The organism is Streptomyces sp. NPDC004539 (assembly GCF_040610055.1).
Lineage (GTDB): Bacteria > Actinomycetota > Actinomycetes > Streptomycetales > Streptomycetaceae > Streptomyces.
On sequence record NZ_JBEXLS010000033.1, the window covers coordinates 21,296 to 45,511 of the forward strand.

Genomic DNA, 24,216 nt, shown 5'->3' on the forward strand with positions numbered 1-24,216 from the left:
CACGGAGGCGGGAGCGGCCCGGGCCGCTCCCGCCCCTCAGCACGTCACCGCTTCACGAGTCGTACCGACAGACCGTCCGCCGTGTAGAGGGGTACGGCCCGCAGGTGGGCCGAGTTCAGCTCCACCTTGTCGAACTGGCCGCGCAACTGCGAGGCGTCCAGGACGGGGACGACCGTCCCGGCGGCCGGCGGCTGCTTCGCGTCCAGCCGCAGCACCAGCGTGGCGCCCCGCTCCAGCCGGGCCCGGCCCGACACGGTCAGGACGGCGCCGTGGCTCTTGCGGATCGTCAGATCGAGCGTGGCCGCGCCCTGCGTCCAGGTCCCGCGCACCCGCACCGGCAGCGCGGCGCTCAGCGTGCCGCCCGCGAGGGTGACGTCGCCCTGGCCGAGCGCGTTCGCGTGCCCGGCGGCCAGCGTGCCCTCCTTGACGACCGTGCCGCCGTGGTAGCGGTTGTGGCCGGTCAGGGTGAGCGTGCCGGACCCCTTCTTGGTCAGGCCGCCGTCGCCGTCGATGTCGTTGCGCCAGGCGTCCGCCGCGTGGAAGCCGCCCTTGGCCGCGTCCAGGGTGACCGTGACGTCCGACTCGAACGTGCCGTAGCCGTCCGCCGCCGCGAACAGGTTGAGGCGGCCCCACTGCTCGAAGCCGTCCAGCAGGACGTACCCCGACTCCAGCGCGGTCGAGCGCAGCACCGCCCGGCGCTGCTCGGCGCTCAGGTACGGCTGACGGGTCTCCAGCAGGACCTCGGCGCCCTTGGGCACGGTCAGCGGGTAGGTACGGCCCTTGCGGTTCAGGACGTACGTCAGCTTGGGCTCGACCAGGCAGGCGTTGGCCTCGCGGTCGGCGTACTTGTCGGCGGCGTCCGCGTGGGCGTATCCGAAGAGGGTGTCCGGGGTCGTGCCGGTCTTCGCCGTGAAGTACGCCAGCGCCTGGGCGCGTGCGGCGGCCTTCAGCTCCGCGTTCGCCGGGTCGGCGAGGGTCGCGGCGGCGAGCGCGGTGGCCATGATCCGGCCGCCGAGGACGTCCATCGTGGAGTGCATGCCGGCCATGATCCGGGTGTGGCTCAGCTCCAGGGCGCGGGTCACCAGCTCCTGGAACCGCTCCGGCACGGCGTACGCGTAGGCGAGCGCGGCCAGGTGGAAGGCGTTGGTGTGGCCGCTCGGGAAACCGCCGTCGTCGACCGGCGAGGTGGAGCGCTGGCGCAGCAGCTGCTTCACGACGACGACCTTCGAGTCGTAGACCGGGTAGCCGAGTTCGTCGGTCTTCCCGGTGTCGACGACCTGGCTGTTCTCGTTCATGCGCCACGGACGCGGGTACTGGAACGCGTACTTGCCGGGGTTGCCGGACGCGAACGGGCCGCGCACGGTGTCGACGAGCTTGGCGACCTGGCCGAGGTCGGAGGTGTACGAGCCGGCGCCGAGCGCGGAACCGGCGGGCGCGTCGGCGGGGACGGCGTCGTCGATCTTCGTCGGCGGGGTGGTCTCCGGGGCGGCGGTGATCGAGGTGACCGCCTTGGCGCCGGTGCGGTAGAGCGCGGCCAGCGGGCCGAGGCCGCCGATCATCGCGTAGCTCTGGTGCTGGCGGTCGTAGACGAACGCCTCGCGGGCCTGCGCCTCGGTGCGCCGGGTGGTGAGCTGGATCGAGTACCGCACGTTGGCGCGCAGCAGCTCCCGGTCGAGGACCGTGCCGGTGTTCCAGGCGGTGCCCGTCTTCCAGATCTTCGTCATGCCGCCGAGGACCCGCACTACGGCGTTCGTCTCGGGCGTCAGGTTCGCGGTGATGTTCGTCTTGTAGTCGTCGACGAACGCCGCCGGTACGGCGGTCGCGGCCTTGGCGTCGGCGGCGCCGAGCCACGACACCAGCGTCGGCGCGGCCACCAGCGCGGCCGAACCGCCCACGGACGTCTTGAGGAAGCGCCTTCTGTTCACTGCGGCGGGGGACGACATGCGTGTGCCTCTCTGGAAGTGACGGAGATCGTGCGATCAAGGCGGCTCGGAGGCAACTGCCGTCGGCTGAGCCGGTGATGCGTACGAGCGAAGATCTACGGCGGAGTCGTGACCGTTCCGGGTGGGAACGGCGACCGGACCGTGTCCCGCGGGTGAACGGGAAGGTCCGGCACGGCTCTTTCTACGAACACATGTACAAGGAGAGGGAGTTCTACAGGAGTCCGCGCGCGAGCGCCACCGCCCCGTCGACCGGGGCGACCGTCAACGGCCGTGCCCTGGCGCCCGGTACGGCCTCGGCGAGGCCCGCGGTGAACGCGTCGTACAGCACGGGCTGGCCGAGGACGGTGCCGCCGGCCACCACCACGTCGTCCACCGGCACCCCGCGCGCGGCGAGCCGGGCGACGAGCGCGGCCAGGGCCTGGCCCGCCTCGGCGATCACGGTGTGCGCGAGGGGGGAGCCGGAGGCGGCGGCGGAGAAGACGACCGGCGCGTGCCGTCCCCAGTCCGAGGAGGCGTCGGCCGCGCTCTCCAACGCGGCCCCGAGCGCGGGCACCTCGGGCACGCCGAGCGCCTCGACGAGACCCTGGGCGAGCGGATCGGGTGCCTCGCCCCGGTCGTGCGCGGCCCAGGTGGCGCGGGCGGCCTCGCGGACGAGTCCGGCGGCACCGCCCTCGTCACCGAGGACCGCGCCCCAGCCGCCCACCTGGACCGCCGAGCCGTCGGAGAGCCGGCCCACGGCGACCGAGCCGGTGCCGGCGACGAGACCGACACCCGCGGCGAGCCCCGCGGCGGGGACGAGGAGTTCGGCGTCGCCCACGACGGCCGCGGGAACACCGAGGAGTTCTTCGAGAGCGGTACGGATGTCCGCGCACTGGCGCGGGGTCTCGCAGGCGTGCGCGCCGACCGCCACGGCAGACGGCCGCGCGCCCGCGGGCAGCGCCTCTCGGACGAGGTCGGCGAGCCAGCGGGCGGCGGAGGCGGTGTCGTGCGGGCGCCAGCCGCTGCTGGCACGGACGTGGTCGGCGACCGTCTCGTCCCCCGCGAGCGCGCGGAGGTGCGTCTTGGTGCCGCCCACGTCGATGCCGACCAGAAGCGGGCACGAGGGGGGTGCGTCCTGCACGGGTTCTTCCTTCGTCGAAAGCGCTGAGCTGCGACGGCGGGCGAACCGTGCGAAGTGTGAACGGATCTTGAACTTTTCTCGGGAAGCCCCGGGACGGGCTTCAGTTGGCCACGGCAGGCGAGTACCGTGGGGATTTCGTTAGGAAGTTAACTAACGAACTAGGGTGCGTCAAGAGGTGGTGTACACCCGGCGAGAGACTGTTTCTCCCGGCCGTGAGGCGTGAATTCCGGCTGACGGAAGGCGTGTTCCGTCGAGTGCCTGATGTCTAGACATTCAATCATTCGTAACTTCGACGACACAAGACGTCTTAGTGCTTGCCGACCGAAACTGTGGGGGAGTTGTGCAGCACCTCAGTGAGAGCGCGGGCGCGGTGTTCGCCGTGCTGGCCGCCTCCGGCGACGCGACCCGGCCCCGGCTGGCCCAGCTGGCGGGGCTCTCCAAGCCGACCGTCTCCAGCGCCGTCGCCGAACTGGAGACCGCCGGCCTCGCCGCCCGCACCGGCACCACGCACGGCGCCACCGGCCGCGCCGCCGCCGTCTACCGGCTCGGCCCCGCCGCCGGCACCGTCCTCGCCGTCGACCTCGGCTCCACCCATACGGCGGTACGCGCCTGCACGCTCGACGGCACCGTCGTCGCGTCCCACACCGCCCGCGACCAGGGCCACGCCGCCGACACCGTACGGGCCGTGCTCTGGGGGCTCGCCCGGGAGGCCGCGGGGCCGGTGCGCGGGGTGGTGGTGGCGGTACCGGACGTGGTGCGGCCCGGCATCCGCCCCGCGACCCCGGCCGTGGCCGCCGCCGTGGACGCCCTCGCCCTGCCCTCCCACCTCCCCGTCCACATCGAGAACAACGTGAACTGCGCGGCCCTCGCCGAACTGCACGAGGGGGCGGCCAAGGGGCGGCACACCTTCGGATACCTCCAGGTCGGCTACGGCATCGGCCTCGGCATCGTCGTCGGGGGCGAGGTGCTGCGCGGCGTCGGCGGGGCCGCCGGGGAGATCGCCCGGCTGCCCTACCCCTGGCTGCCGGAGCGCGAGGCGGTGCTGGAGGGCATGGAGGCGTACGTCGGGGCGGGCGCGCTGATGCGCAGGGTGCGGGAGGGGTGGCCGGACGCCGGGGCGCCCGAGGGGGCCGCCGAGCTCTTCGCGCTGGCCGGCGGCGGGCACGCGGCGGCGCGGGGGTTCGTCGCCGCGCACGCCCGGGAGGTGGGGAGACTGGCCGCCGCGACGGTCGCCGTACTGGACCCGGGGCTGATCGTGCTGGGCGGCGGGATCGGGGCGAATCCGCAGCTCCTGCCGGGGGTGCGGGCCGAGCTGGCGCGGCTGAGCTGGCCCACCGAGGTGGTCGGCAGCGAGATCGGCGAGGAGGCCACGGTGGCCGGTGCGGCCCGGCTCGCGGTGGCCCGGGGAATCCAAACCGTGACCGAGGGGTCGGACAAGAAGCATTGACGGACTCCGTCCGCTTCTGCCAATGTCCGGACAAGCGCTTTCTAGCCGGGCGGGACCCCGGCGCAGAGCGGAGAATCCGGCCGTACGGACCGTACGGACCCACGACGGCGTGTTCGTGGGGGACTCCGCTCGTTCAGGTGGCGCGGCCGGGCGAGGCCGCAGACCATGAGCGCACTCCACTCAAAGGAACCCGAGCCGCCTCACCGGCCGGAAGATCCGTCACGCACATCCAGGGAGGGACCCGGTGGGTCACGAGATCTCGCGCAGAACCATCTTCCGCGCCGCGAGCGGCATCACTGTCGCGACGGCGCTCGGCACCACGCTGAGCGCTTGCGGCGGCGGCACGGGCGCCGGCAGCAGCAACAGCAAGCTGACGATGACGTGGTGGGGCAGCGACCAGCGCCACGCCGCGTACAAGAAAGCGCTTGCTACGTTCCAGAAGGACAACTCGAAGATCAAGATCCAGGAGACCTACCAGGGGTACGACGGATACTTCGACAAGTTCAACACCAACGTCGCCGGCGGCAGCGCCCCCGACCTGATGCAGATGGACACCGCGCTCGTCGCCCAGTACGCCCGCAAGGGTGTCCTCGCGCCGATCGACGAGTACGTCGGCAAGTCCCTGGACCTCACCGGCTTCTCCAAGACGCTCCTGGCCGCCGGCACCGTCGACGGCAAGCTCTACGGCGTCCCCTCCGGCATCGGCGTCAACCAGCTCACCGTCAACCGCAGCGCGCTGGAGAAGCTCGGCCTGAAGCTCCCGGACCGCGAGTGGACCTGGAACGACCTCAAGGCGATCGGCCAGGAGGTCTACAAGAAGAGCGGCGGCAAGACGTACGGCGTCGACGACGGCGGCGGCTCCACCCTCCAGTGCTTCGAGATCTTCGCCCGCGAGAAGGGCCAGCAGTTCTTCTCCGACGACGGCAAGAAGATCGGCTTCACCCCGGACACCCTCCAGGAGTGGTGGGAGTTCTGGGCCGAGATGCGCAAGACCAACGCCTCCCCGCCGGCCGCGATCACCTCGGCCGCGCACAACGACCTCACCAAGAACGCGGTCGTCATCGGCAAGGCGCTGTTCACCTTCGACTCCGGCGTCTACGGCGCGGGCGGCTCGATCACCGACGCGCAGCTCGACTTCCTGCCCACCCCGCAGGGCTTCTGGTCCGGCGCGCGGGAAGGCAACTACGTCAACGGCGGTGTGCTGCTGAGCGCCACCAAGACCAGCAAGCGGATCGCCGACTCCGTCAAGATCATCTCCTTCTTCGCGCAGAACGACTCCGCGATCAAGGACATGCAGCTGCTGCGCGGCATCCCGCCGACCGAGAAGGCGCGCAACCTGATCGCCTCCGGCCTCACCGAGACCGACAAGCTGAACATGGCGAGCGCCGACTACATCTCCCAGCGGGTCGGCAAGGCCACCAACGTCCTGCCGAACCCGGTGCCGCCGCCGCAGGGCGCCGACCAGATCTGGGACCTGCTGTTCCAGTCGAACCTCGCCGTGGCCTTCGGCAAGGCGAGCATCAAGTCGCAGTCGGGCAAGTTCTTCGACCAGGCGGCAGGCATCCTGTCCGCCTGAGCGGACGCACGTACGGAAGAGGGCCAGGGAGATGAGTATGACCACCGCGAAGACCGACGAGGTCGTGAAGGAGTCGCCCGGAGCGACCCCCTCCGACCAGCGGGAGCGCGAACGGCAGCGGCGCCGCCTCGCGAGGAAGCGAGGCGGCGGCTGGTGGCCGTACCTCTTCCTGGCCCCATGGTTCGTCGGCCTGTTCGGCCTGACGATCTATCCGATGCTCGACTCGCTGTACCTGTCGTTCACCGACTTCGATCTGCTCACCCCGGAGAAGTGGGTCGGCACCGCCAACTACGAGCGGATGTTCACCGACGACCCGGTCTTCTGGGACTCGGTCCACGCGACCCTGCTGTACGTCGTCGTCTCCGTCCCCCTCAAGCTCGGTCTCGCGCTCGGCGTGGCCATGCTCCTCAACCGGGACATCAAGGGCATCGGCCTCTACCGGGCCGCGTTCTACCTGCCCTCGCTGCTCGGCGGCGCGGTCGCCATCGCCATCGTCTGGCGCCAGGTCTTCGGCGGCGACGGCCTCTTCAACGACTTCCTCGCCTGGTTCGGCATCAAGGGCCAGGACTGGATCTCCAGCCCCGACACCGCGATCTACACGCTGATCCTGCTGGCCGTCTGGCAGTTCGGCACCCCGATGGTCATCTTCCTCGCCGGCCTCAAGCAGCTCCCCAAGGACGTGTACGAGGCCGCCGCGCTCGACGGCGCGAGCCCGGTGACCCGGTTCTTCAGGATCACCCTGCCGCTGCTCACGCCGATCGTCTTCTTCAACGTCGTCCTCCAGATCATCGACGCGTTCAAGACGTTCACGCCCGCGTTCGTCATCAGCAACGGCTCCGGCGGACCCCTCAACTCGACGATGCTCTACTCCCTGTACCTCTACAAGAAGGGCTTCACCGACCTTCAGATGGGGTACGCCTCGGCGCTGGCCTGGGTGCTGTTCCTGGTCATCGCGGGCTTCACGGCGGTCAACTTCATCGCCAGCCGCTACTGGGTCCACTACGACGACTGAGTTTCTGACGACCGAGCGAGGAAGCAAGAAATGTCCGCCATCACCCCGTCGCCGTTGCAGAAGCTCCGCTCCGCCACCGGCGCCCGCCGTATCTTCATCCACACCGTGCTCATCGGTGTCGCGATCGTCATGCTCTACCCGCTGATGTGGATGCTCAGCAGCTCCCTGAAGCCCGACACCGAGATCTTCACCCACCCCGGGCTGATCCCGAACAAGCTCAACCCCGAGAACTACAGCGACGGCTGGAGCGGCTCCGGCAACTCCTTCTCGCTGTACATCACCAACTCGCTGATCGTCACGATCGGCGCGGTCATCGGCAACGTCATCTCCTGCTCGCTGGCCGCCTACGCCTTCGCGCGCTTCGAGTTCCGGGGCAAGAAGATCTGGTTCGGCCTGATGCTCGGCACGCTGATGCTGCCGACGCAGGCGGTGCTGATCCCGCAGTACACGATCTTCTATAACCTGACCTGGATCAACACCTACCTGCCGCTGATCGTGCCCAAGTTCCTCGCGGTGGACGCCTTCTTCATCTTCCTGATGGTCCAGTTCATCCGCTCCATCCCGCGCGAGCTGGACCAGGCCGCGATGGTCGACGGCGCCAACCCGTGGAAGATCTACTGGAAGATCATCCTGCCGCTGATGAAGCCGGCCCTGATCACCACCACGATCTTCACGTTCATCTGGACCTACGACGACTTCCTGCACCAGCTCGTCTACCTCCAGCAGAACGACAAGTTCACCGTCCCCCTCGGCCTCACCCTCTTCATGGACCAGACCAGCGGCTCCTCCTACGGCGCCATGTTCGCGATGTCGACGATCGCCCTCGCGCCCACCCTGATCTGCTTCCTCATCTTCCAGAAGCGACTGGTCGAGGGCATGGCCACCTCCGGCATGAAGGGCTGAGCACGCGTGCACCTCCTCCACCAACGAGGCTCCCTGCACGACCTTGCGGACACCCCCGAGGCGTACGACGCCGTCCTCGCCGACGTCGTCGAACAGGCCCTCGCCCGGCTCACCGCCGAGGGCAGCCTCGAACACCCCGACTGCACCGACGACATCGGCGACACCTCCCTCGGCGTCACCTCGCTGCTGGCGCTCGCCTGGCAGCGCTCCAAGGACCCCCGGCTCCCCGAGGCGGTGCGCCGCAGCCTCGCCTTCCACCTCGACGAGCGTGTCTACACCGAGGACAACCCCGGCTACCCGAACCTGCGCCTGCGCAACTCCGGGTTCCCGTACGCCCGTTACGTCCTCGCCCCCGGCGCGCACCCCATCGGGGACTGGCCGAGCACGGTGTGGGCGCTGCTCCAGGCCGTGAACCTCCTGGAGCTGTCGGACGGACTGGTCCCCGACGAGCAGCGCGCCCGGCTCCTCGAAGTGGCCCAGGGGTACTGGTACTGGCTCACCGAGGCGACCTTCTTCAACCCGCAGGAGGCCGGCAACCAGGCGATCGGCTGCGTCGTCGGCGGCCTGATGCTGGCGGGGCAACTCCCGCGGGAGCAGGCGGAGTCGGTCCGGGCCACGGCCCTTGAGCTGTACCGCTCGAAGATCCGCGCGCACCGCGTCGCCGACCGGGGCGCCCTGCTGCCCCCCGAGCACGGCGGCGCCTACGACAACAACTACGGCCCGATCTCCCTCTCCTTCCTCGCCCAGGCCCACCGGGTCAGCGGCGAGGAGATGTTCGCCGAGGACGGGGAGGCGCTGGCCCACTACCTCGACGCCCGCCTGACGGGCGGGGGCTTCGACAACGGCGGTCCGCGCTACAGCGAGCAGCACTCCGGGTTCGAGTCCGTCCTCGGGCTGCGCTACTTCGGCGCCCGCATCGGCGCCGACATCGGACGCTACCGGGGCGACACCCGCTGGGGCCGCTACGCCGTCAAGCCCGACGGCGGGGTCGACGGGCACTTCGCGTGGATGCTGGTCTGGCAGATCCAGGACGACAGCGCCTGGCACCGCGAGCCGTCCACCGACCCGGCCAGGCACCAACTCCGGGCCGGTACGGTGTCGGTGGCGTTCGACTCGAAGATGACGCCCTCGCTGGTCGAGGCGGCCGGCACGTACTACCTGCCGGCCGCCGTGAACCGCCAGCACGGCTTCGGGCCCGTCCTCGACGGGTTCCTCTTCACCCGCCCGATGGGCGAGGTCCGCGTCCGCGACCTCGAAGTCGACGGCCTCACCGCCAAGTCCGTGACCAAGCCGGTCGTCGGCCGTGACCACGTCCTGCGCAGCGTGCGCTCCCTGTACGTCACCGACGGCACGTCCCTCTGGACGACCGTCGCGGTCGAACGCCTCCCCGGCGAGGCGTACCTGCTGGCCGGCCTGCCTTACGCGGCGGACGACGGCGACCGGGTCCTGCGCACGTCCGAGGCGGCGGTCGTGTCGGCGGGGGAACTGCGCCTCACGCACCCCTCGGCCGAAGGGCCCGACCACTTCGACGCGCGCTCCGAACTCAGCCAGCAGGAAGCGGCGTTCGTCCTCGCCGCCGACCCGCGCGGCTACGGCAACCCCGACGAGGGCTGGGCCCACCTGATCAGCTCCACGGCGATCGAGGCGGGCCCCGTCACGGACGCCCCCGACGATCTGCACGTCTTCGCCGTCCGCCACGGCGGCACCGGACCCCTCACCCTGCACGCCGAGTGGACCGACAGCGGCCTCCTCCTGCGCACGGACGCCTTCACGGCCGTCCTCGGCGGCCTCGACCCGTCGGCGGAGCCGGAGGTCAGGCTCAGCCGCTGAGCCCACGCGGTTCTGTCTCTTCTCTGTCTCTTCGAAATCCCCCGCCGAAATTCCCGGCGGGGGATTTTTTTGATGAGCAAATTTCTTGCACGGACGCAAGCACCTCCGGTCAAGGGTGTCCTTTGTCTCATTTTCCGCACCCCTTCTTGCGCGTCCGGGGGGTGTTATGTTTTCGGCCTGGCCCAGGAACTCGCTTTCCTTTCGGGTCGATTCCTCCTTTTCTCTGGAGTTCTTTCTCATGCCTTCCGAAAGTGCGACCAGCACTGCCGCAATCAATGTCGACACATCGACAAAAACTCCGACCGGGACCCGGCATCTCGGGCTCGCGCTGTTCGTCATCGCGGCGGCCCAGCTGATGGTCGTCCTCGACGCGACCATCACCAACATCGCGCTCCCCGCGATCCAGACCGACCTGGACGTCTCGGACGCGAACCTCGCCTGGATCGTCAACTCCTACGCCCTGGCCTTCGGCGGACTCCTCCTGCTCGGCGGCAGGGCCGGCGACCTCTTCGGCCGCCGCCTGATGTTCCAGGCCGGCATCGCCGTCTTCACCCTCGCCTCTCTGCTCGGCGGACTCGCCCCCGGCGAGGGCCTCCTGATCGGCGCCCGCATCCTCCAGGGCGTCGGCGCCGCCCTCGCCGCGCCCAGCGCGCTCGCCCTGATCACGACGACGTTCCCGCAGGGCAGGTCCCGCAACACCGCGATGGGCGTGTACGCGGCGATGGGCGGCGTCGGCGCCACCGTCGGCCTGCTCCTCGGCGGCACCCTCACCGATCTCCTCGACTGGCGGTGGGTGTTCTTCGTCAACATCCCCATCGGGGTGGCCGTCCTCGCCGGCACCCGGACCTTGGTCGAGGCGGAGCGCCACCCCGGTCGCCTCGACATCCCCGGCGCGGTCACCGGAACGGGCGGTCTGATCGCCCTGGTGTACGGCATCACGCGGGGTGGCGAGCACGGCTGGACCGACACGGTCACCCTGGTCTGCTTCACGGCCGCCGTCGCGCTGCTCACCGCGTTCCTGCTGCTCCAGGCCCGCACCTCCGACCCGATGATGCCGCTGCGGCTGCTGAAGGACCGCAGCCGGTCCGGGAGTTACGCGACGATGCTGTTCATCGGCGCGGGCATGTTCGCCACGTTCTACTTCCTGACCCTCTACATGCAGCTCATCCTGGGCTACAGCCCCGTCCGGACCGGATTCGCCTACCTGCCCTTCAGCTTCGGCATGGCGGTCGCCGCCGGCGTCAGCTCCAAGCTGGTCACCCACTACGCGCCCCGGCTCATCGCCGGGCCCGGACTGCTCGTCGCCGCCGTCGGCATGTTCTGGTTCGCGACCCTGGAACCCGGCTCCTCCTTCACCGCCCACCTGATGCCCGCGATGTTCGTCACCGCCCTCGGCCTCGGCATGAGCTTCGTGCCCATGACCCTCGGCGCGGTCGCCGGCGTCGACCACCACGACACCGGTATCGCCTCCGCCCTCCTCAACACCGCCCAGCAGATCGGCGGCGCCCTCGGCCTCGCCGTCCTCACGACGATCGCCACCTCGGCGGCCGACGACAAGCTCCCGCACGCCGCCGCCTCCCTCTACCGGGGGCTCGCCACCCAGGACGCGGGCCTCGTCAGCCGCGCCGGTGAGGCCCTCACCCACGGCTACACCGTCGCGTTCGCGGCAGCCGCCGTGATGTTCCTGGCGGGGCTGCTGATCACGGCCCTCGCGATCAACGCGGGACGCCAGCACGCGGCGGACGGCGCGGGAGCCGTCCACATGGGCTGACCGGCCAACCGGGACACGGCGCCGAGCGGGGTACGTGACCGCTCGGCGCGGTGCGCTGTCAAAGGCCGGGTCCCGGCTTCGTACGTCTGCGGTCGGCCACCAGGCACAGGGCCGCCGCGAGAGTCGTCGCGAGGCCGCCGAGCCACAGGCCCGAGCGGGGGCCCAGGGGCGCGGCGAGGGCGCCGACGAGGAGGGAGCCCAGGGGAGTGGTCCCTTGCAGGATCAGGGTGTAGAGGGCCATCACCCGGCCGCGGAAACGGGGGTCGCTGCCGAGCTGGACGCGGTGGTTGGCGGCCTGGGCGAAGTACGTGGACGCCAGGCCCGTGAAGAACAGGGAGACCATCGCGAGGCCGAGCGTCGGGGCCGCTCCGGCGAGCGTCTCCAGCACGCCGAACACGAGCGCGGACCCCGCGACCAGCGTGCCCGAGGGCCGGTCGCGGCGGGCTGTCCCGGCGAGCGCGGCCAGCAGTGAACCGGCGGCCAGCGCGGTCGTCAGCAGCCCGAAGGACGTCGCGTCGGCGTCGTACACCGTTCTCGCGATCAGCGGCAGCGTCACCTGGAAGTTGAGGCCGAACAGGCCGACGGCCGCGACCAGGGACAGGGGGAGCGTCAGGTCGGGGCGGGAGGCGACGTGCCGCAGGGCGTCCACCACCCGGTGCCGGCCCCGGGCCGGCGGGCCCCTGAGCAGCTCCGCCGGCCGCATCAGGAGCAGACCCGCCACCGGGGCGGCGTAGCTTACGGCGTTGAGGAGCATGACCGGTCCCGTGCCGAGCCAGGCGATCAGCGCGCCCGAGGCCGCCGGGCCCACCACCCGCGACACGCTGAAGTAACTCGTGCTCAGCGCCGACGCGTTGGGCAGCAGCGCCGGGCCGACCAGTTCGCTGACGAACGAGATCCGGGTCGGCGTCTCGATCGCGCTGACCGTGCCGAGGAGCAGGGCGAACAGGCAGAGGTGGGCGAGCCGGACGGTCCCGGTGAGGGTGAGGAGCGCGAGGAGCAGGGCGAGCGTGCCGGACACCAGGTTCGCGCCGAGCAGCAGGACGCGCTTGTCGTGGCGGTCGGCGAGCCGTCCGCCGTACAGCGTGAGCAGCAGGACGGGCGTGAACTGGAGGGCCGTCACCAGCCCGAGCGCGCTGCCGGAACCGTCCGTCAGGGACAGCACCAGCCAGTCCTGCGCGGTGATCATCATCCAGGTGCCGGTCACCGACACGACCTGGCCGGCCGCGAAGAGCCGGAAGTTGCGGACGGCCAGGGAACGGAAGGGGGAAGAGGAGTCGAGGGCCGGGGTCACCCGCGCTTTCTGTCACGCCCGCCTCGCGCCGGACCACGGCACCGGCTCGAGAGCTGCCGGGAGCCTCGGGGACCGGCCGATCGCCGTCGCGGAGGAGGGCGGCGCACGGCACGCGCACTCAGATCGGCAGCCCCAGCAGGCCCCAGCCGCGCCGGGCCGTCTCCTCGACGACCGTGCCCCATTCGCCGATCAGCGCGTGGAACGCGTCGAAGCCGGGGAACCAGTCGCGGTCGGGGGCGTAAGCGGAGCGCAGGGCCGGCAGGAGCGGTCTCGCGCGAGACCAGTGGGCGGCGGTCGCGCGGACCAGGCCGGGCGGGCAGGCGAGGAGGGGGTGGGGGAAGCCGGGGAGGGGCTGGGGTTCGGGGGGCTCCTCGGGGCCCTCCCAGATGAGGGGGAGGAGGAAGGCGTCGAGGGACTCCCGCAGCGCCGGGTCGGCGGTGGCGCGCGCGGAGTCCCAGGCGTCGGCGGCGAAGAAGTGGGGTTTGTAGGAGCCGGTCGTGCCGTGGAACTCGTACCGGCCCGCCCAGGGCACCTCTGGCGACGCCGGGAACACCCAGCCGCGTTCCGGGACGTCCGGCCACGGCTCCGAGTCCGGGCAGGCCGCCTCGTACAGCAGCGCCTCCAGTTCCCGCTCCGGCGTCCCGCCCAGCCGCTCCCAGTCCAGCGCGAGCACCGTGATGTCCAGCCCCATGTGATCCACCCTACTCAGATCGACGTTATCGGCAGGGAACGGACGTGCGGGAGCGAACCGTTGGAAGAGGTGCACCGATGAAAGGTTCAGCCTCCTCACAGGAAGACGTATCACTCTCGTGTCCGTGAGAGAGGGGGAGAGGAAAGGAGCGTCCGCCGTGAGCCCGACCCAGGTCTCCGCCGCCGTCGTCGACGACGAGGCGCGCATCCGCGTGCTGATCGCCCGCTGGGCGCAGTCCGTGCACCGGGGCGACATCGACGGCGTGCTCGCCGGCCACGCCGAGCGGCTCGCGATGTACAACGTCGCCCCGCCCTACGAGGGCATCCGCTCCCGCGCCGCCTACCGCGTCATCTGGCCGCCCCTCTTCGCCTGGCAGGCCCTCGGCGCCCGCTTCGACATCGAGTCCCTGGACGTCACGGCCGGCACGGACGTCGCCTACGCCCACGCGCTGGTGCGCTGCGGCACCCCGCAGGAACTGGCCGAACGGCCCGAACTCCGGCTGCGGCTGACGTTCGGGCTGGTCAAGGAGCGGGGGGAGTGGGTGATCGCCCACGAACACCACTCGTTCCCGCACGACTGAGAACGACCGGCCGCCGTGGCGTGAACCCGTCTCCGCCGCCTGGGGGAACCGGAGACGCCGGATCGGGTCACCGCGGGTTACGTTGACGAGGGTCTCCGCACCCTCAGTGACAGTCGTCGGCCGTGGAGAGGGGCAGCGCGCATGACGTCCGAACCGTGTGTCGCTGTCGCCGCGCCGGTCCGGCGCCGGGTCCCCTGGCCCCTGCTCGGCTCGTTCGCCGTCCTGCTGGGCGTGGTCTGGCTGGCCCGACGGCACTGGTCGGTCGTCTCCGACGGGGCCGGCCGGCTCGTCGTCGCGGACCAGGGCTGGCTGCTGTGCGGCGCGTTCGCGACCGTCGGAACCTGGGGCTGCGCGGCGCTCACGCAGCAGGGCGCGGTCACCCCGAGCCTGCCGCGCGGGAGGCTCGTCGCCACCCAGTTCGCCGCCTCCGCCGCCAACCACCTGCTCCCCGCCGGGCTCGGCGCGAGCGCGGTCAACCTCCGCTTCCTGATGCGCTGCGGCCTGACCGCGACCCGCTCCGCGACGGCCCTCGGCGTGAAGGCGAGCGCCTCCGCCGTCGCCCGGATCACCCTCATCGTGGCCCTCGCCCCGCTGGCCCCCGGCATGCTGCGGATGCCCGAGGTCCCGGCGACCGTCGTCCTCGGCGTCGCCGCCGTGCTCCTCCTGCTGCCGGCGCTGCTGCTGTGGACGCGGTGCCGCCGGGCCCTGTCCGCCGTCGTCGCCGACATCCGGACCGTGCACGCGCGGCCCTGCCGGGCGGCGGCGCTGTGGGGCGGGGCGTTCGCGTTCGCGCTGCTGCACGCGTGCGTGCTGATCGCCGTGACCCGTGCCATCGGGCTCGCGCTCTCCCCGGTCCACGTCGCCCTCGTCTACCTCGCCGCCAGCAGCGCCGCCGCCCTCCTGCCCACCCCGGGCGGCATCGGCTCCCTCGACGCGGTCCTCGCGCTGTCGCTGACGGCGACGGGGGCACCGGCGGTCGCGGCGACCTCGGCGGTGCTGGGTTACCGGCTGCTGACGGTGTGGCTGCCGCTGGTGCCGGGGCTGCTGATGCTGGCGGTGCTGATCAGACGGCGGGCGCTGTGACCGCCTGCCGTCTCAGCGCGACTGCGTGAGCACCCTCTCCAGCACCCTCCGCTGTACGCCCTCCGGGTCCGGGCTCGACAGCCCCGCCAGCACGACCAGGGCCTTCCACAGCGCCCACCCCCGGGCCCGCCGCCACGCGTCGTCCGGCAGACCGACGGCCTCCCGGAACGCCTCGCGCTCGGCGCCCTCGAAGTACGTCCAGGCGATCACGAGATCGCACGCCGGGTCCCCCACACCGCACGTCCCGAAGTCGATGACCGCCGACAGACGTCCGCCCCGGACGAGGAGGTTGCCCGCGGAGACGTCGCCGTGGAACCACACCGGCGCCGACGGCCACGCCGACACCAGCGCCTCGCCCCACACCGCACGGCACGCGGCCACGTCCACCTCGTCGGCCAGCGTCACGAGGGACTCGGCCACCTGGTCGCCGTACACGCTGGGATGACACCCCCGGAACCACGAGTGCCGCCCCGCCGCCGGCCCGCCCTCGGCGGGGACCTCGCGCAGGCGGCGCAGGAACTCGCCGAGATCCCGGGCGAGTCGGACCCGGTCGACGGCGTCGGCGTCGGCGGCTTCGACGGTCTCGCCGGGGAGCCAGCGCCGTACCGACCAGGGGAACGGGTACGCGGCCGACGGGCGGCCGACGGCCACCGGCGCCGGGAGCGGCATCGTCAGCTCCTTCGCGAGGACCGGCAGCCAGCGGTCCTCCTTGGCGACCGCCGCGACGTACCCCTCGGCGCTCGGCAGCCGCACCGACAACTCCTCGCCCAGCCGGAACGTACGGTTGTCCCAGCCCTGACGGGCCACCGGCCGGACCGGGAGGCCGGACCACTCGGGGAACTGCCCGGCGATCAGGGAGCGGACGAGTCCGGCGTCGGGATCGGTCATGGGCGCAGTCTGCGCGAGCGCCCCGCGCGCTGTCCTCACCTTTTCGCGAGGTCCCTGCGGCAGCGCAGGATCTGCTGCGCCGGATCTCCCGTGTACATCCAGGGCGTCGGCGTCGCTCGGCGCCCCAGCAGATCGAGGAGCACCCCGGCGATCTCCGCCTCACCCGCCCGGCACGCCGCGTGCGCGAGATGGTTGACGTCCCGCAGCTCCGCGGGGGAGACGGGCAGGTATTCGGGCCGCGCGGACAGCCAGCGGTCCCAGGTCCGGCGTACGTCGCTGACGGCGCCGTCGTTGGTCCAGTGCTGGGCGATGCCGACGGCCGCCGGGCGGTCCTGGGCCAGGTCCAGGCTGTGCCGGTACTCCTCGACGCGCGCGTACTGGACGAGCACCGGCAGCGGACAGCCCGGCGGGGAGACCCCGGCGGCGTCGCGGGCGAAGTCGTACATCAGGCCGTGGGTGCCGTGCCAGCGGGCCGAGTAGTAGTGCAGCACCTGGAGGTGGCCCTCCATGCTGTACGGGTCCCGGCGGTGCAACTCGTCCCACCAGCGGGCCAGTTCGGACCGGCGCACGCCCGCCGGGTACAGCCGCGCGACCGAGATCAGCGACACCCACGGCGTCGGGTCCTCGGGATACGCCTCGCTCGCCGCCCGGCACGCCATGACCGCCGCGTCGACCCGGCGGGGGTCGATGGAGGTGCCCCGGCCCGCCTCGATCGCCAGGTTGAACGCCCGGGTCGTCTCCGTCGCCGCGCGCAGCACGAGCGCGTCCGCGTCGTACGGCTCGGCCGCGAGCCACGACTCGACCGTGGAGCCGCCCGCGCACACCTGCGCCAGCCGCCGCACCCGGTGCCCCCGCGCCGCCCAGTCCGGGCCGGTCGCGCGCAGCAGGTCGCGCAGGCCGTGCCATCTGCCGATCACGAGATCCGGCCGGGTCGCGGTGAGGGCCTCGTCCCCGCAGTCGGGGTCGAAGTCGGGCGAGAAACGGTCGCGCGCCATGGGGCCTGCCTCAGGGTCGGGGTCGGGGAGCGGAGGGGGCGCCGACGGGCCGGCCGCTGTGGGGAGACGGCCGGGGCGTCGTGCGCGGGGGGACGCGGGGCGTTCGGAAGAGGGGTCAGAAGTCCGTCGGGAGGCTGTCGTACGCGCCTCTGTGGCCCGGGACCGCGTGGGCGGGGATCGCGCAGGAGGCGTCGAGACGGGTCGGGCGGTAGTAGTCGCTCGTGCGGTAGCGCAGCAGGGGGACCAGACCGAGGGCGAGGCCGCCGAGACCGATCACGATCGCGGGGCCGCTCAGCTCGCCGAGGGACTCGACGAAGATCCAGAACATGAAGAGGGCACCGCACAGCGGCCACACCCCGCCCAGCAGGAACGCCGCCGGCGACCTGAGCAGCAGCTTCCGGTAGGCGACGACGGCGGCCAGCCCGGTGAGACCGTAGTACAGGGCGATCTGGAGCCCGATCGCCGAGATCGCGTCGGAGAGGATCTCGCCCACCGACCCGAGCGCGTTGGCCGCGACGAGCAGCACCAGCGCCACCGCCCCGACCACGGCGACCGCCACCCACGGCGTGTTCCAGCGCCGGTGGACCCGGCCGAACGCGGCCGGCATCGTCCGGTCGCGGCCCATCGCGAACAGCGAGCGCGTGACCTGCACGAGCGTCGTCTCCAGCGTCGCGATCGTCGACAGCATCACCGCCACGACCAGCAGTTTCCCGCCCCACCCGGGCCACACCGCCTCCCCGAGCGCGCCCAGCACGTTCGCCGCGTCCCGGTCGATCTCGTCCCGCGTCAGCACGACGTTGACGGCGATCGTGTAGACCTCGAACAGCACGAACACGACCCCGAGCCCGATCAGCCCGGCGAGCCCCGTCGTCCGGCGGCTGTCGCGCGTCTCCTCGCTGAGGTTGCTCGTGACGTCCCAGCCCCAGTAGTAGAACGCGGCGACCAGCGCCCCCGCCGCGAACCCGGAGACCCCGTCGAACTGGCCGAGCCCGAACCAGGACCAGTCGAAGGCGCGCGCCCTCCCGGAGTGCAGGAAGGCCAGCACGGCGAAGAGCACGAGGATCGCCAGCTCCACGCCCGACATGACGAGCTGCGCCCGGACCGTGAGCCGCGCCCCGCCGAGGACGACGCCCAGCATCAGCAGGAACCAGCCCGCGCCGACCGCCGTCGACCAGGCCGTGCTGTCCGCGAGCCCCTCGTCGAAGAGGGCCAGCGTCAGGGAGCCCGCGGGCAGCGAGCCCGCGACCATGAAGAGGGTCGTGGAGACCACCAGCGCCCAGCCGCTGAGGAAGCCGAGGAAGGGGTGGAGCGTGCGCCCCACCCACGAGTAGGCGGCGCCCGCGTTCGTGTCGATCCGCCCGAGATGGCGGTAGGCGAGCGCGATGCCCAGCATCGGGAGCGCGCAGTAGAGCAGGGCGGCCGGGCTCGCCAGACCCACCGCCCCCACCAGGACCGCCGTCGTCGCGGCGATCGAGTACGCGGGGGCGCTGCCCGCGATCGCCATCACCGCCGTGTCGAACGTGCCGAGGACGTTCGCCTGAAGCCCTCGACCACTGCTGTTGCTCATGGTGCGCTGCTTTCGTCGTGCACACCGCGCGGCGGGAACTGCCCGGCGGCGCGTGGGGGGTGGGGGGTTGCGACCGCCGCGTGCCCGCAGGGATGGCCTGGGGCGGCGACGGGAAAAGGCCGTGCGGAACCAGCCGCACGGAGGGGCGTGCCACCGCTCCGTCGGCGGCCGATCACACCGAGTGTGCGAGTGATGATAGTCCCAACGATTTAGCTTTCAAGATTGACCGTCGGGTAACCTCTACGACCGTTTTTCCCGAACTCCCGTGCCCCGTACGACGGTTCAGTCCCCGATCCGGTCCAGCTGACGCAGCCGGTTCGTCGCGTCGAGCGCCGCGACCTTGTACGACTCCGCCAGCGTCGGGTAGTTGAACACCGCGTCGACCAGATAGTCGACCGTGCCCCCGCAGCCCATCACCGACTGGCCGATGTGGATCAGCTCCGTCGCCCCGCTGCCGAAGCAGTGCACCCCGAGCAGCCTGCGGTCCTGCGGCGACACCAGCAGCTTGAGCATGCCGTGCGCGTCCCCGATGATCTGACCCCGCGCCAGCTCCCGGTACCGGGCCACCCCCACCTCGAACGGCACGCACTCCTCGGTCAGCTGGTCCTCGGTACGGCCGACGAAGCTGATCTCGGGGATCGTGTAGATCCCGATCGGCTGGAGGTCGTGCATCTGCCCGACCGGCTCCCCGAACGCGTGGTACGCCGCCGCCCGCCCCTGCTCCATCGAGGTCGCCGCGAGCGCCGGGTACCCGATGACGTCCCCGACCGCGTAGATGTGCGGGACCTGCGTACGGTAGTGCTCGTCGACGGTGATCCGGCCGCGCGGGTCCGCCGCCAGCCCCGCGTTCTCCAGCGCGAGTTCCTCCGTCAGGCCCTGCCGTCCCGCCGAGTACATCACCGCGTCCGACGGGATCTTCTTGCCGCTCTCCAGCACCGTCAGCGCGCTGTGCTGATGCCGCTCCACGGCGGCGACGGTCTCCCCGAACCGGAACGTCACGGCCAGGTCCCGCAGGTGGTACTTGAGCGCCTCGACGATCTCCACGTCGCACATGTCCAGCATCGCGGGCCGCCGCTCCACGACGGTCACCTTGCTGCCGAGGGCCGCGAACATGCTGGCGTACTCGCAGCCGATCACGCCGGCGCCGACGATCACCATCGAGCGCGGGACCCGTTCGATCGTCAGGACGTTGTCCGAGTCGAGGATCGTGCGCCCGTCGAACTCCACGGTCTCCGGACGCGCGGGACGGGTGCCGGTCGCGATGACGATGTGGTCCGCCGTCAACCGCCGCTCGTGGCCGGTGACTTCGCGCAGGGCGACGGTGTGCGGGTCGAGGAAGCGGCCGGTCCCCGCGAACAGGGGGACCTGGTTGCGGGACAACTGGCTGCGGATGACGTCGACTTCACGGCTCACGACATGCTGGGTGCGGGCCGTGAGATCGGCGACGGTGATGTTCTCCTTGAGCCGGTAGCTCTGCCCGTACAGATCCCGCTGGGTGAGCCCGGTGAGGTACAGCACCGCCTCCCGCAGGGTCTTGGACGGGATCGTGCCGGTGTGCAGGGAGACACCGCCGACCATGTCACCACGGTCGACGACGGCGACGGAGCGGCCGAGTTTCGCCGCGGCGATGGCGGACTTCTGGCCGCCGGGACCGGAACCGAGCACGAGCATGTCGAAATCGGGCACGGTCGGAGTGTGTCAGCGGGGAGGGTTTTCGGAAAGAGGACGTCTGTTTCAGGGCAGCAGCTTGTCCAGGGCCGCGGGGCCCTCCGCCGCCAGTTTCCGCTCGGCCCACGCGAGGTTCTGGGGGGTGAGGTCGCGACCGGAGGCGAGGACGAGGTCCTCCGCCGTCACCTCCGTACCGGTACGGGTGTGGAGCAGGGCGTCAGGGGTGGCGTGTTCCTCGGAGGGGTTCGTCATGGCCTGGACTCCTCTGGTGCGGTCGTCGAATCCACTATCGCCACACATCGGGCGGGCCGCATGTGCGCGTGCCCGGACGCGGACGCGGATACGTGGGGCGCGTGCCCGAAGCGGACGCCGGAAAACGCTTGGACGCCGTTCACCCGGTTGTCGTATCGTCTGACCGCACGCCCGAGACGAACGGAAGGAGGCGAGTGCCATGCAGTCCACGACGACCCCGCGCTCCCTCCCCGTCACCGTCGCGTGCCACGTCTGACCTGCCCGGGAGCGCCACGCAAGCATTCCGCTACCCGGAGGAACCGTGACCGACCTGGTCATCCGCGCGCTCGACGAGCGCGACGTCCATCTGTTCGACACCCTGCCCGACCCGCTGCGCGCCGCCGAGGCCCTGCGGACGGCCCACTACCGCCCCGGCTGGAAGCGGGTCGCCCTGCGGGACGGCCGCGTCGTGGCCCGCGCCGCCTGGTGGGGCGGCCCCGACGACACCGAACCCCTCACCGCCGAGCTGTTCGACTTCGCCGACGGCGAGGAGGAGGCGGGCGTACAACTGCTGCGCACGGCTCCCTGGCAGGTCGGCCTGGAGCTGAACCTCCCGGGCGGCTGGCGCGACGACCCCGCCCTCAAGGCCGCAGCCGAGGCCCGCTTCGACGCGGCCCGGCGGGCCGGACAGCGGCTCCTCGTCGAGCGGTACCTCTACCGCTGGACCCGCGAATGCGGGCTCCCCGACCGCCCCGGCCGTCTGGAGTTCGCCCCGGAACCCGACGACGCCGTCTTCTTCGACGCCCTGCGCCGCATCCACTCCGTCACCTTCGACGCGCACGCCCGCAAGGCCATCGAGGAGGGCGGCCTCGACCTGGCGGCCCAGGAGGAGATCGACTTCTTCCGCTGGTGCCCGTCCCCGCGCGAGTGGTGGCAGACCGCCCGCACACCTGAGGGAGACCTGGCCGGCATCCACATCCCCGCGCACAATCCGAGCGGCCCGTGCATCGGGTTCATCGGCGTCGTCCCGGAGCGGCGCGGGCACGGGTACGCCTATGACCTCCTCGCCGAGTGCACGCACTACCTCGTGGAACGGGGTGCGGAGTTCATCGCCGCGGCCACCGACCAGGGGAACTTCCCGATGGCCGCGCACTTCACGAAGGCCGGGTATCCCGTGGTGCGGGAGCGGGTGCACTTCGTGTGACGGGGCGTGTGGCGAGGTGTGTGACGGGGCGTTGTCAGTGGCGGGTGACAGGCTGGGTGACATCGGCGGCTGACTGAGAGGAGCGGGGGCCATGGGGTTCGACGGTGAGATCTGGCGAGTGCGGAGCGGCGCGGAGGAGGTCGGGGAGATCGCGATCGACGACAGCGACTTCCCGTGGCTGTCCGGCCGCTTCACGCCCGGTCCGGGGTACGCGGCCGTCGAACCCCTGTTCGTGCGCGAGCTGGCGCAGCTGAACGACGAACGGACCGAGGAGTGGGAGGCGCTCTACGACGAGATCACGCGGCGCGTCTCCCTCTCCTCGCCGGACGGGCCCGTGCCCGAGTTCCTGCTGCACATCGAGGGGGAGCGGGCCTGGTTCCGGTGGAGCGACGAGCCCTTCGACAGGGAGTGACGCAGGTCACACGCGAGGCTGTCACACTCCGGCGGCCCCGGTTGTCTAAGGGGTGTACTCAACGGTCACCGCATCAGGAGGACACCATGGAAGCCCGCCTCGACCTCTTCGGCAACCAGCTCTTCGGCAAGGTCCTGCGCCACGTCAACTCCGCCGGCAAGGTCGTCTCCGACTCCACCCTCCCGCTCGCCACCCAGGAACTGGTCAAGATCCGCGCCAGCCAGATCAACGGCTGCGGCTTCTGCACCGACATGCACACCAAGGACGCCACCGCCGCCGGCGAGACCCCCACCCGCCTCCACCTCGTCGCCGCCTGGCGCGAAGCCACGGTCTTCACCGACGCGGAACGGGCGGCCCTCGCCCTCGCCGAGGAGGGCACCCGCATCTCGGACGCCCACGGCGGAGTCTCCGACGAGGTCTGGCAGGACGCGGTGAAGCACTTCGACGAGGACCAGTTGGCTGCCCTGGTCTCGTTGATCGCGATCATCAACGCCTACAACCGGGCGAACGTGATCGTCCGCCAGCCGGCGGGGGACTACCAGCCGGGGATGTTCGGCTGAGAGGGGAGGGCAAGGGGGCGGCGTAGGGGTTGAGCGGGGCGGCGGAGTGGCGTGGCGAGAGTCTGCGCGGGGTGCGACGGGGGGAACCAGCGCGAGCCGCGGGGCGCGGCGGCGTGATGAGACGGGAGCCTGGGCTGGGAGCTGGGAGCTGGGAGCTGGGAGCTGGGAGCTGGGAGCTGGGGCTAGGCGAGAGGCGGGCCGAGGCGAGAGCCAAGGCTTGAGCCGCAGCCGCACCGGTATGGCGGCGAAGCCGCCTTCCAGGGGCGCGGGGAACTGCGCGACCAGCCACAACGAACCCGCACCCGCCAGACGAACAGGACGCCCCCTCCGCTGACGCGGACTCGCCTACTCCCCCACCCCCAAAACCCCCTCCGCCGCCTCCAACACCTCAGTCACCCGCAGAGCGAACCCCGCATCACAAGCATGAGGCCGCCCAGAAGCAACAGCCTCCAGCAGCGCGTCCACAGCCCCGCTCAACGCACCCACCGCATCACTCACCCCCTCCGGCAACACGGCAACCCCCGACTCCCCCCGCAACTCCACCGCGTTCCCCGAAGCGGCCTCAGGAGCCGTCAGGCTCAACGTCAGCGTGCTGGACGCCCCACCCGCATGCTCCAGCACCAGAAACACCGTGTCCCCGGGCCCGTGCACAGCCGCCCCCACCCGCGTCACATCCCCCAGCACCGGTAGCAGCACCGACAACGCATGCGGCCCCACATCCCACAACGCCCCCTTCTCCCGCCGCCACGCCGACTCCGCGAACGGACTCCCGGCCGACGTGAACACGGCCCCCAGCCACTCGGCCCGAGCCGTGAACCACCCGTCGGCCGCAGCCTGCTCCCCGATCCACGCGGAGATCACCGGATCGAACCGAGCCGTGAAGAACACCACCGACGCGGCCCCACTCTCCCGCGCCGCCTCCACCAGCTCCCGCCCCTCCCGCGAGGACAACGCGAGCGGCTTGTCGAGCAGCAGATGCCGCCCCGCCCGAGCCGCCCGCGTCGCCAACTCCGCCTGGATGTCCGGCGGCAACGCCACGGCCACGGCGTCCACATCGGAGATGAGCGCGTCGACGTCGTCGTACGCCCGCACCCCGTACTCCGCGGCGAGCGCCTTCGCCGCGTCCGCCCGCCGCCCCCAGACCCCGGCGAACTCCAGGGCGGGATGTGCCGCGAGGGCGGGAGCGTGGGCGAGGTGGGCCCAGGGCCCCGTGCCGAGCAGTCCGATACGCATGTTGACGTCCGCCTCTTCAGGGAACGGGCCAGGTCCGCACGAGCCTGACACATGCCCCGGGACTGTGCGCAAGCCCTGGCGAGAACGGTCTCATCCGCCGGACAACCCACCCGAAGCCCCCGATCCCTGATGTACTTCTCCCGACCGGATGGAAAGCGCTTACCACCCCGGTCGACAGTGAAGACATCCGTAGGTACACCGGAGGCCACCG

General features: G+C 71.5%; 21 protein-coding genes. 11 read left to right on the top strand and 10 right to left on the bottom strand.

What is annotated here, in order from left to right; genetic code table 11:
- Nucleotides 1–44 precede the first annotated feature (44 nt).
- Together ABZX85_RS43260 and ABZX85_RS43265 are read right to left on the bottom strand one after the other, a co-directional pair.
- A complete protein-coding gene (locus tag ABZX85_RS43260; protein WP_355882344.1) occupies nucleotides 45–1,943 on the bottom strand; it encodes a phosphatase PAP2 family protein in 1,899 nt (632 codons plus the stop codon).
- A 211-nt stretch (nucleotides 1,944–2,154) separates the two neighbouring features.
- Entirely contained in the window at nucleotides 2,155–3,063 is a 909-nt protein-coding gene (locus ABZX85_RS43265; RefSeq protein ID WP_355882347.1) for a BadF/BadG/BcrA/BcrD ATPase family protein, read from the bottom strand.
- A gap of 340 nt (nucleotides 3,064–3,403) precedes the next feature.
- On the opposite strand from ABZX85_RS43265, the gene ABZX85_RS43270 reads away from it, so the two are divergent.
- From ABZX85_RS43270 to ABZX85_RS43295, 6 genes are all read left to right on the top strand, one after another.
- Complete coding sequence (locus ABZX85_RS43270; RefSeq protein WP_355882350.1) at nucleotides 3,404–4,510, top strand: ROK family protein; 1,107 nt, start codon at nucleotides 3,404–3,406, stop codon at nucleotides 4,508–4,510.
- A 244-nt stretch (nucleotides 4,511–4,754) separates the two neighbouring features.
- Nucleotides 4,755–6,086, top strand: coding sequence for an extracellular solute-binding protein (locus ABZX85_RS43275; RefSeq protein ID WP_355882353.1), 1,332 nt, complete (start codon nucleotides 4,755–4,757; stop codon nucleotides 6,084–6,086).
- A 37-nt stretch (nucleotides 6,087–6,123) separates the two neighbouring features.
- A complete protein-coding gene (locus ABZX85_RS43280) occupies nucleotides 6,124–7,098 on the top strand; it encodes a sugar ABC transporter permease (protein WP_355882356.1) in 975 nt (324 codons plus the stop codon).
- A gap of 30 nt (nucleotides 7,099–7,128) precedes the next feature.
- Nucleotides 7,129–8,001 carry a carbohydrate ABC transporter permease gene (locus ABZX85_RS43285; RefSeq protein WP_355882359.1) on the top strand — a complete coding sequence of 291 codons (873 nt, stop codon included), beginning with the start codon at nucleotides 7,129–7,131 and terminating at the stop codon, nucleotides 7,999–8,001.
- 6 nt (nucleotides 8,002–8,007) lie between these two features.
- Nucleotides 8,008–9,831: a hypothetical protein gene (locus ABZX85_RS43290; RefSeq protein ID WP_355882362.1), complete on the top strand. Its 1,824-nt coding sequence runs from the start codon at nucleotides 8,008–8,010 to the stop codon at nucleotides 9,829–9,831.
- A gap of 238 nt (nucleotides 9,832–10,069) precedes the next feature.
- Complete coding sequence (locus ABZX85_RS43295; RefSeq protein ID WP_355882365.1) at nucleotides 10,070–11,602, top strand: MFS transporter; 1,533 nt, start codon at nucleotides 10,070–10,072, stop codon at nucleotides 11,600–11,602.
- 58 nt (nucleotides 11,603–11,660) lie between these two features.
- On the opposite strand, the gene ABZX85_RS43300 is transcribed toward ABZX85_RS43295, so the two are convergent.
- Complete coding sequence (locus ABZX85_RS43300; protein WP_355882368.1) at nucleotides 11,661–12,893, bottom strand: MFS transporter; 1,233 nt, start codon at nucleotides 12,891–12,893, stop codon at nucleotides 11,661–11,663.
- A 118-nt stretch (nucleotides 12,894–13,011) separates the two neighbouring features.
- Nucleotides 13,012–13,584, bottom strand: coding sequence for a hypothetical protein (locus ABZX85_RS43305; protein WP_355882371.1), 573 nt, complete (start codon nucleotides 13,582–13,584; stop codon nucleotides 13,012–13,014).
- 157 nt (nucleotides 13,585–13,741) lie between these two features.
- On the opposite strand from ABZX85_RS43305, the gene ABZX85_RS43310 reads away from it, so the two are divergent.
- Both ABZX85_RS43310 and ABZX85_RS43315 read left to right on the top strand, forming a co-directional pair.
- A complete protein-coding gene (locus tag ABZX85_RS43310) occupies nucleotides 13,742–14,164 on the top strand; it encodes a nuclear transport factor 2 family protein (RefSeq protein WP_355882374.1) in 423 nt (140 codons plus the stop codon).
- Nucleotides 14,165–14,305: 141 nt separating this feature from the next.
- Entirely contained in the window at nucleotides 14,306–15,247 is a 942-nt protein-coding gene (locus tag ABZX85_RS43315; protein ID WP_355882377.1) for a YbhN family protein, read from the top strand.
- A gap of 12 nt (nucleotides 15,248–15,259) precedes the next feature.
- Here the strand turns inward: ABZX85_RS43315 and ABZX85_RS43320 are convergent, their stop codons facing one another.
- From ABZX85_RS43320 to ABZX85_RS43340, 5 genes are all read right to left on the bottom strand, one after another.
- Entirely contained in the window at nucleotides 15,260–16,135 is an 876-nt protein-coding gene (locus tag ABZX85_RS43320; protein ID WP_355882380.1) for an aminoglycoside phosphotransferase family protein, read from the bottom strand.
- A gap of 35 nt (nucleotides 16,136–16,170) precedes the next feature.
- Nucleotides 16,171–17,130, bottom strand: a complete 960-nt coding sequence (locus ABZX85_RS43325; RefSeq protein ID WP_355882383.1) for a hypothetical protein — start codon at nucleotides 17,128–17,130, stop codon at nucleotides 16,171–16,173.
- A 115-nt stretch (nucleotides 17,131–17,245) separates the two neighbouring features.
- Nucleotides 17,246–18,697 carry an APC family permease gene (locus ABZX85_RS43330; protein ID WP_355882386.1) on the bottom strand — a complete coding sequence of 484 codons (1,452 nt, stop codon included), beginning with the start codon at nucleotides 18,695–18,697 and terminating at the stop codon, nucleotides 17,246–17,248.
- A 282-nt stretch (nucleotides 18,698–18,979) separates the two neighbouring features.
- Nucleotides 18,980–20,383: a Si-specific NAD(P)(+) transhydrogenase gene (sthA, locus tag ABZX85_RS43335; RefSeq protein ID WP_355882388.1), complete on the bottom strand. Its 1,404-nt coding sequence runs from the start codon at nucleotides 20,381–20,383 to the stop codon at nucleotides 18,980–18,982.
- Between the two features lie 48 nt (nucleotides 20,384–20,431).
- The gene (locus tag ABZX85_RS43340) at nucleotides 20,432–20,617 is read right to left on the bottom strand and encodes a hypothetical protein (RefSeq protein WP_355882390.1); all 186 of its coding nucleotides are present in this window, start codon (nucleotides 20,615–20,617) and stop codon (nucleotides 20,432–20,434) included.
- A 301-nt stretch (nucleotides 20,618–20,918) separates the two neighbouring features.
- Between ABZX85_RS43340 and ABZX85_RS43345 the strand changes: the two genes are divergently transcribed.
- The 3 genes from ABZX85_RS43345 to ABZX85_RS43355 all read left to right on the top strand — a co-directional run bounded on the left by ABZX85_RS43345 (nucleotide 20,919) and on the right by ABZX85_RS43355 (nucleotide 22,772).
- Complete coding sequence (locus tag ABZX85_RS43345; protein ID WP_355882393.1) at nucleotides 20,919–21,800, top strand: GNAT family N-acetyltransferase; 882 nt, start codon at nucleotides 20,919–20,921, stop codon at nucleotides 21,798–21,800.
- Nucleotides 21,801–21,891: 91 nt separating this feature from the next.
- A complete protein-coding gene (locus ABZX85_RS43350; RefSeq protein ID WP_355882396.1) occupies nucleotides 21,892–22,212 on the top strand; it encodes a hypothetical protein in 321 nt (106 codons plus the stop codon).
- Between the two features lie 86 nt (nucleotides 22,213–22,298).
- On the top strand, nucleotides 22,299–22,772 hold the full coding sequence (locus ABZX85_RS43355; protein ID WP_355882398.1) for a carboxymuconolactone decarboxylase family protein: 474 nt from the start codon (nucleotides 22,299–22,301) through the stop codon (nucleotides 22,770–22,772).
- A 345-nt stretch (nucleotides 22,773–23,117) separates the two neighbouring features.
- On the opposite strand, the gene ABZX85_RS43360 is transcribed toward ABZX85_RS43355, so the two are convergent.
- Nucleotides 23,118–24,005, bottom strand: a complete 888-nt coding sequence (locus ABZX85_RS43360) for a Gfo/Idh/MocA family oxidoreductase (protein WP_355882400.1) — start codon at nucleotides 24,003–24,005, stop codon at nucleotides 23,118–23,120.
- Between the last annotated feature and the right edge of the window lie 211 nt (nucleotides 24,006–24,216).

What these genes read in the sequence shown, in the direction of transcription:
- ABZX85_RS43280 (WP_355882356.1), top strand. Translation starts at nt 6,124, where the DNA reads ATGACCACCGCGAAGACCGACGAGGTCGTGAAGGAGTCGCCCGGAGCG.
- ABZX85_RS43320 (WP_355882380.1), bottom strand. Translation starts at nt 16,135, where the DNA reads ATGACCGATCCCGACGCCGGACTCGTCCGCTCCCTGATCGCCGGGCAG.
- ABZX85_RS43340 (WP_355882390.1), bottom strand. Translation starts at nt 20,617, where the DNA reads ATGACGAACCCCTCCGAGGAACACGCCACCCCTGACGCCCTGCTCCAC.
- ABZX85_RS43260 (WP_355882344.1), bottom strand. Translation starts at nt 1,943, where the DNA reads ATGTCGTCCCCCGCCGCAGTGAACAGAAGGCGCTTCCTCAAGACGTCC.
- ABZX85_RS43305 (WP_355882371.1), bottom strand. Translation starts at nt 13,584, where the DNA reads ATGGGGCTGGACATCACGGTGCTCGCGCTGGACTGGGAGCGGCTGGGC.
- ABZX85_RS43285 (WP_355882359.1), top strand. Translation starts at nt 7,129, where the DNA reads ATGTCCGCCATCACCCCGTCGCCGTTGCAGAAGCTCCGCTCCGCCACC.
- ABZX85_RS43330 (WP_355882386.1), bottom strand. Translation starts at nt 18,697, where the DNA reads ATGAGCAACAGCAGTGGTCGAGGGCTTCAGGCGAACGTCCTCGGCACG.
- ABZX85_RS43350 (WP_355882396.1), top strand. Translation starts at nt 21,892, where the DNA reads ATGGGGTTCGACGGTGAGATCTGGCGAGTGCGGAGCGGCGCGGAGGAG.
- ABZX85_RS43360 (WP_355882400.1), bottom strand. Translation starts at nt 24,005, where the DNA reads ATGCGTATCGGACTGCTCGGCACGGGGCCCTGGGCCCACCTCGCCCAC.
- ABZX85_RS43325 (WP_355882383.1), bottom strand. Translation starts at nt 17,130, where the DNA reads ATGGCGCGCGACCGTTTCTCGCCCGACTTCGACCCCGACTGCGGGGAC.
- ABZX85_RS43355 (WP_355882398.1), top strand. Translation starts at nt 22,299, where the DNA reads ATGGAAGCCCGCCTCGACCTCTTCGGCAACCAGCTCTTCGGCAAGGTC.
- ABZX85_RS43315 (WP_355882377.1), top strand. Translation starts at nt 14,306, where the DNA reads ATGACGTCCGAACCGTGTGTCGCTGTCGCCGCGCCGGTCCGGCGCCGG.
- ABZX85_RS43295 (WP_355882365.1), top strand. Translation starts at nt 10,070, where the DNA reads ATGCCTTCCGAAAGTGCGACCAGCACTGCCGCAATCAATGTCGACACA.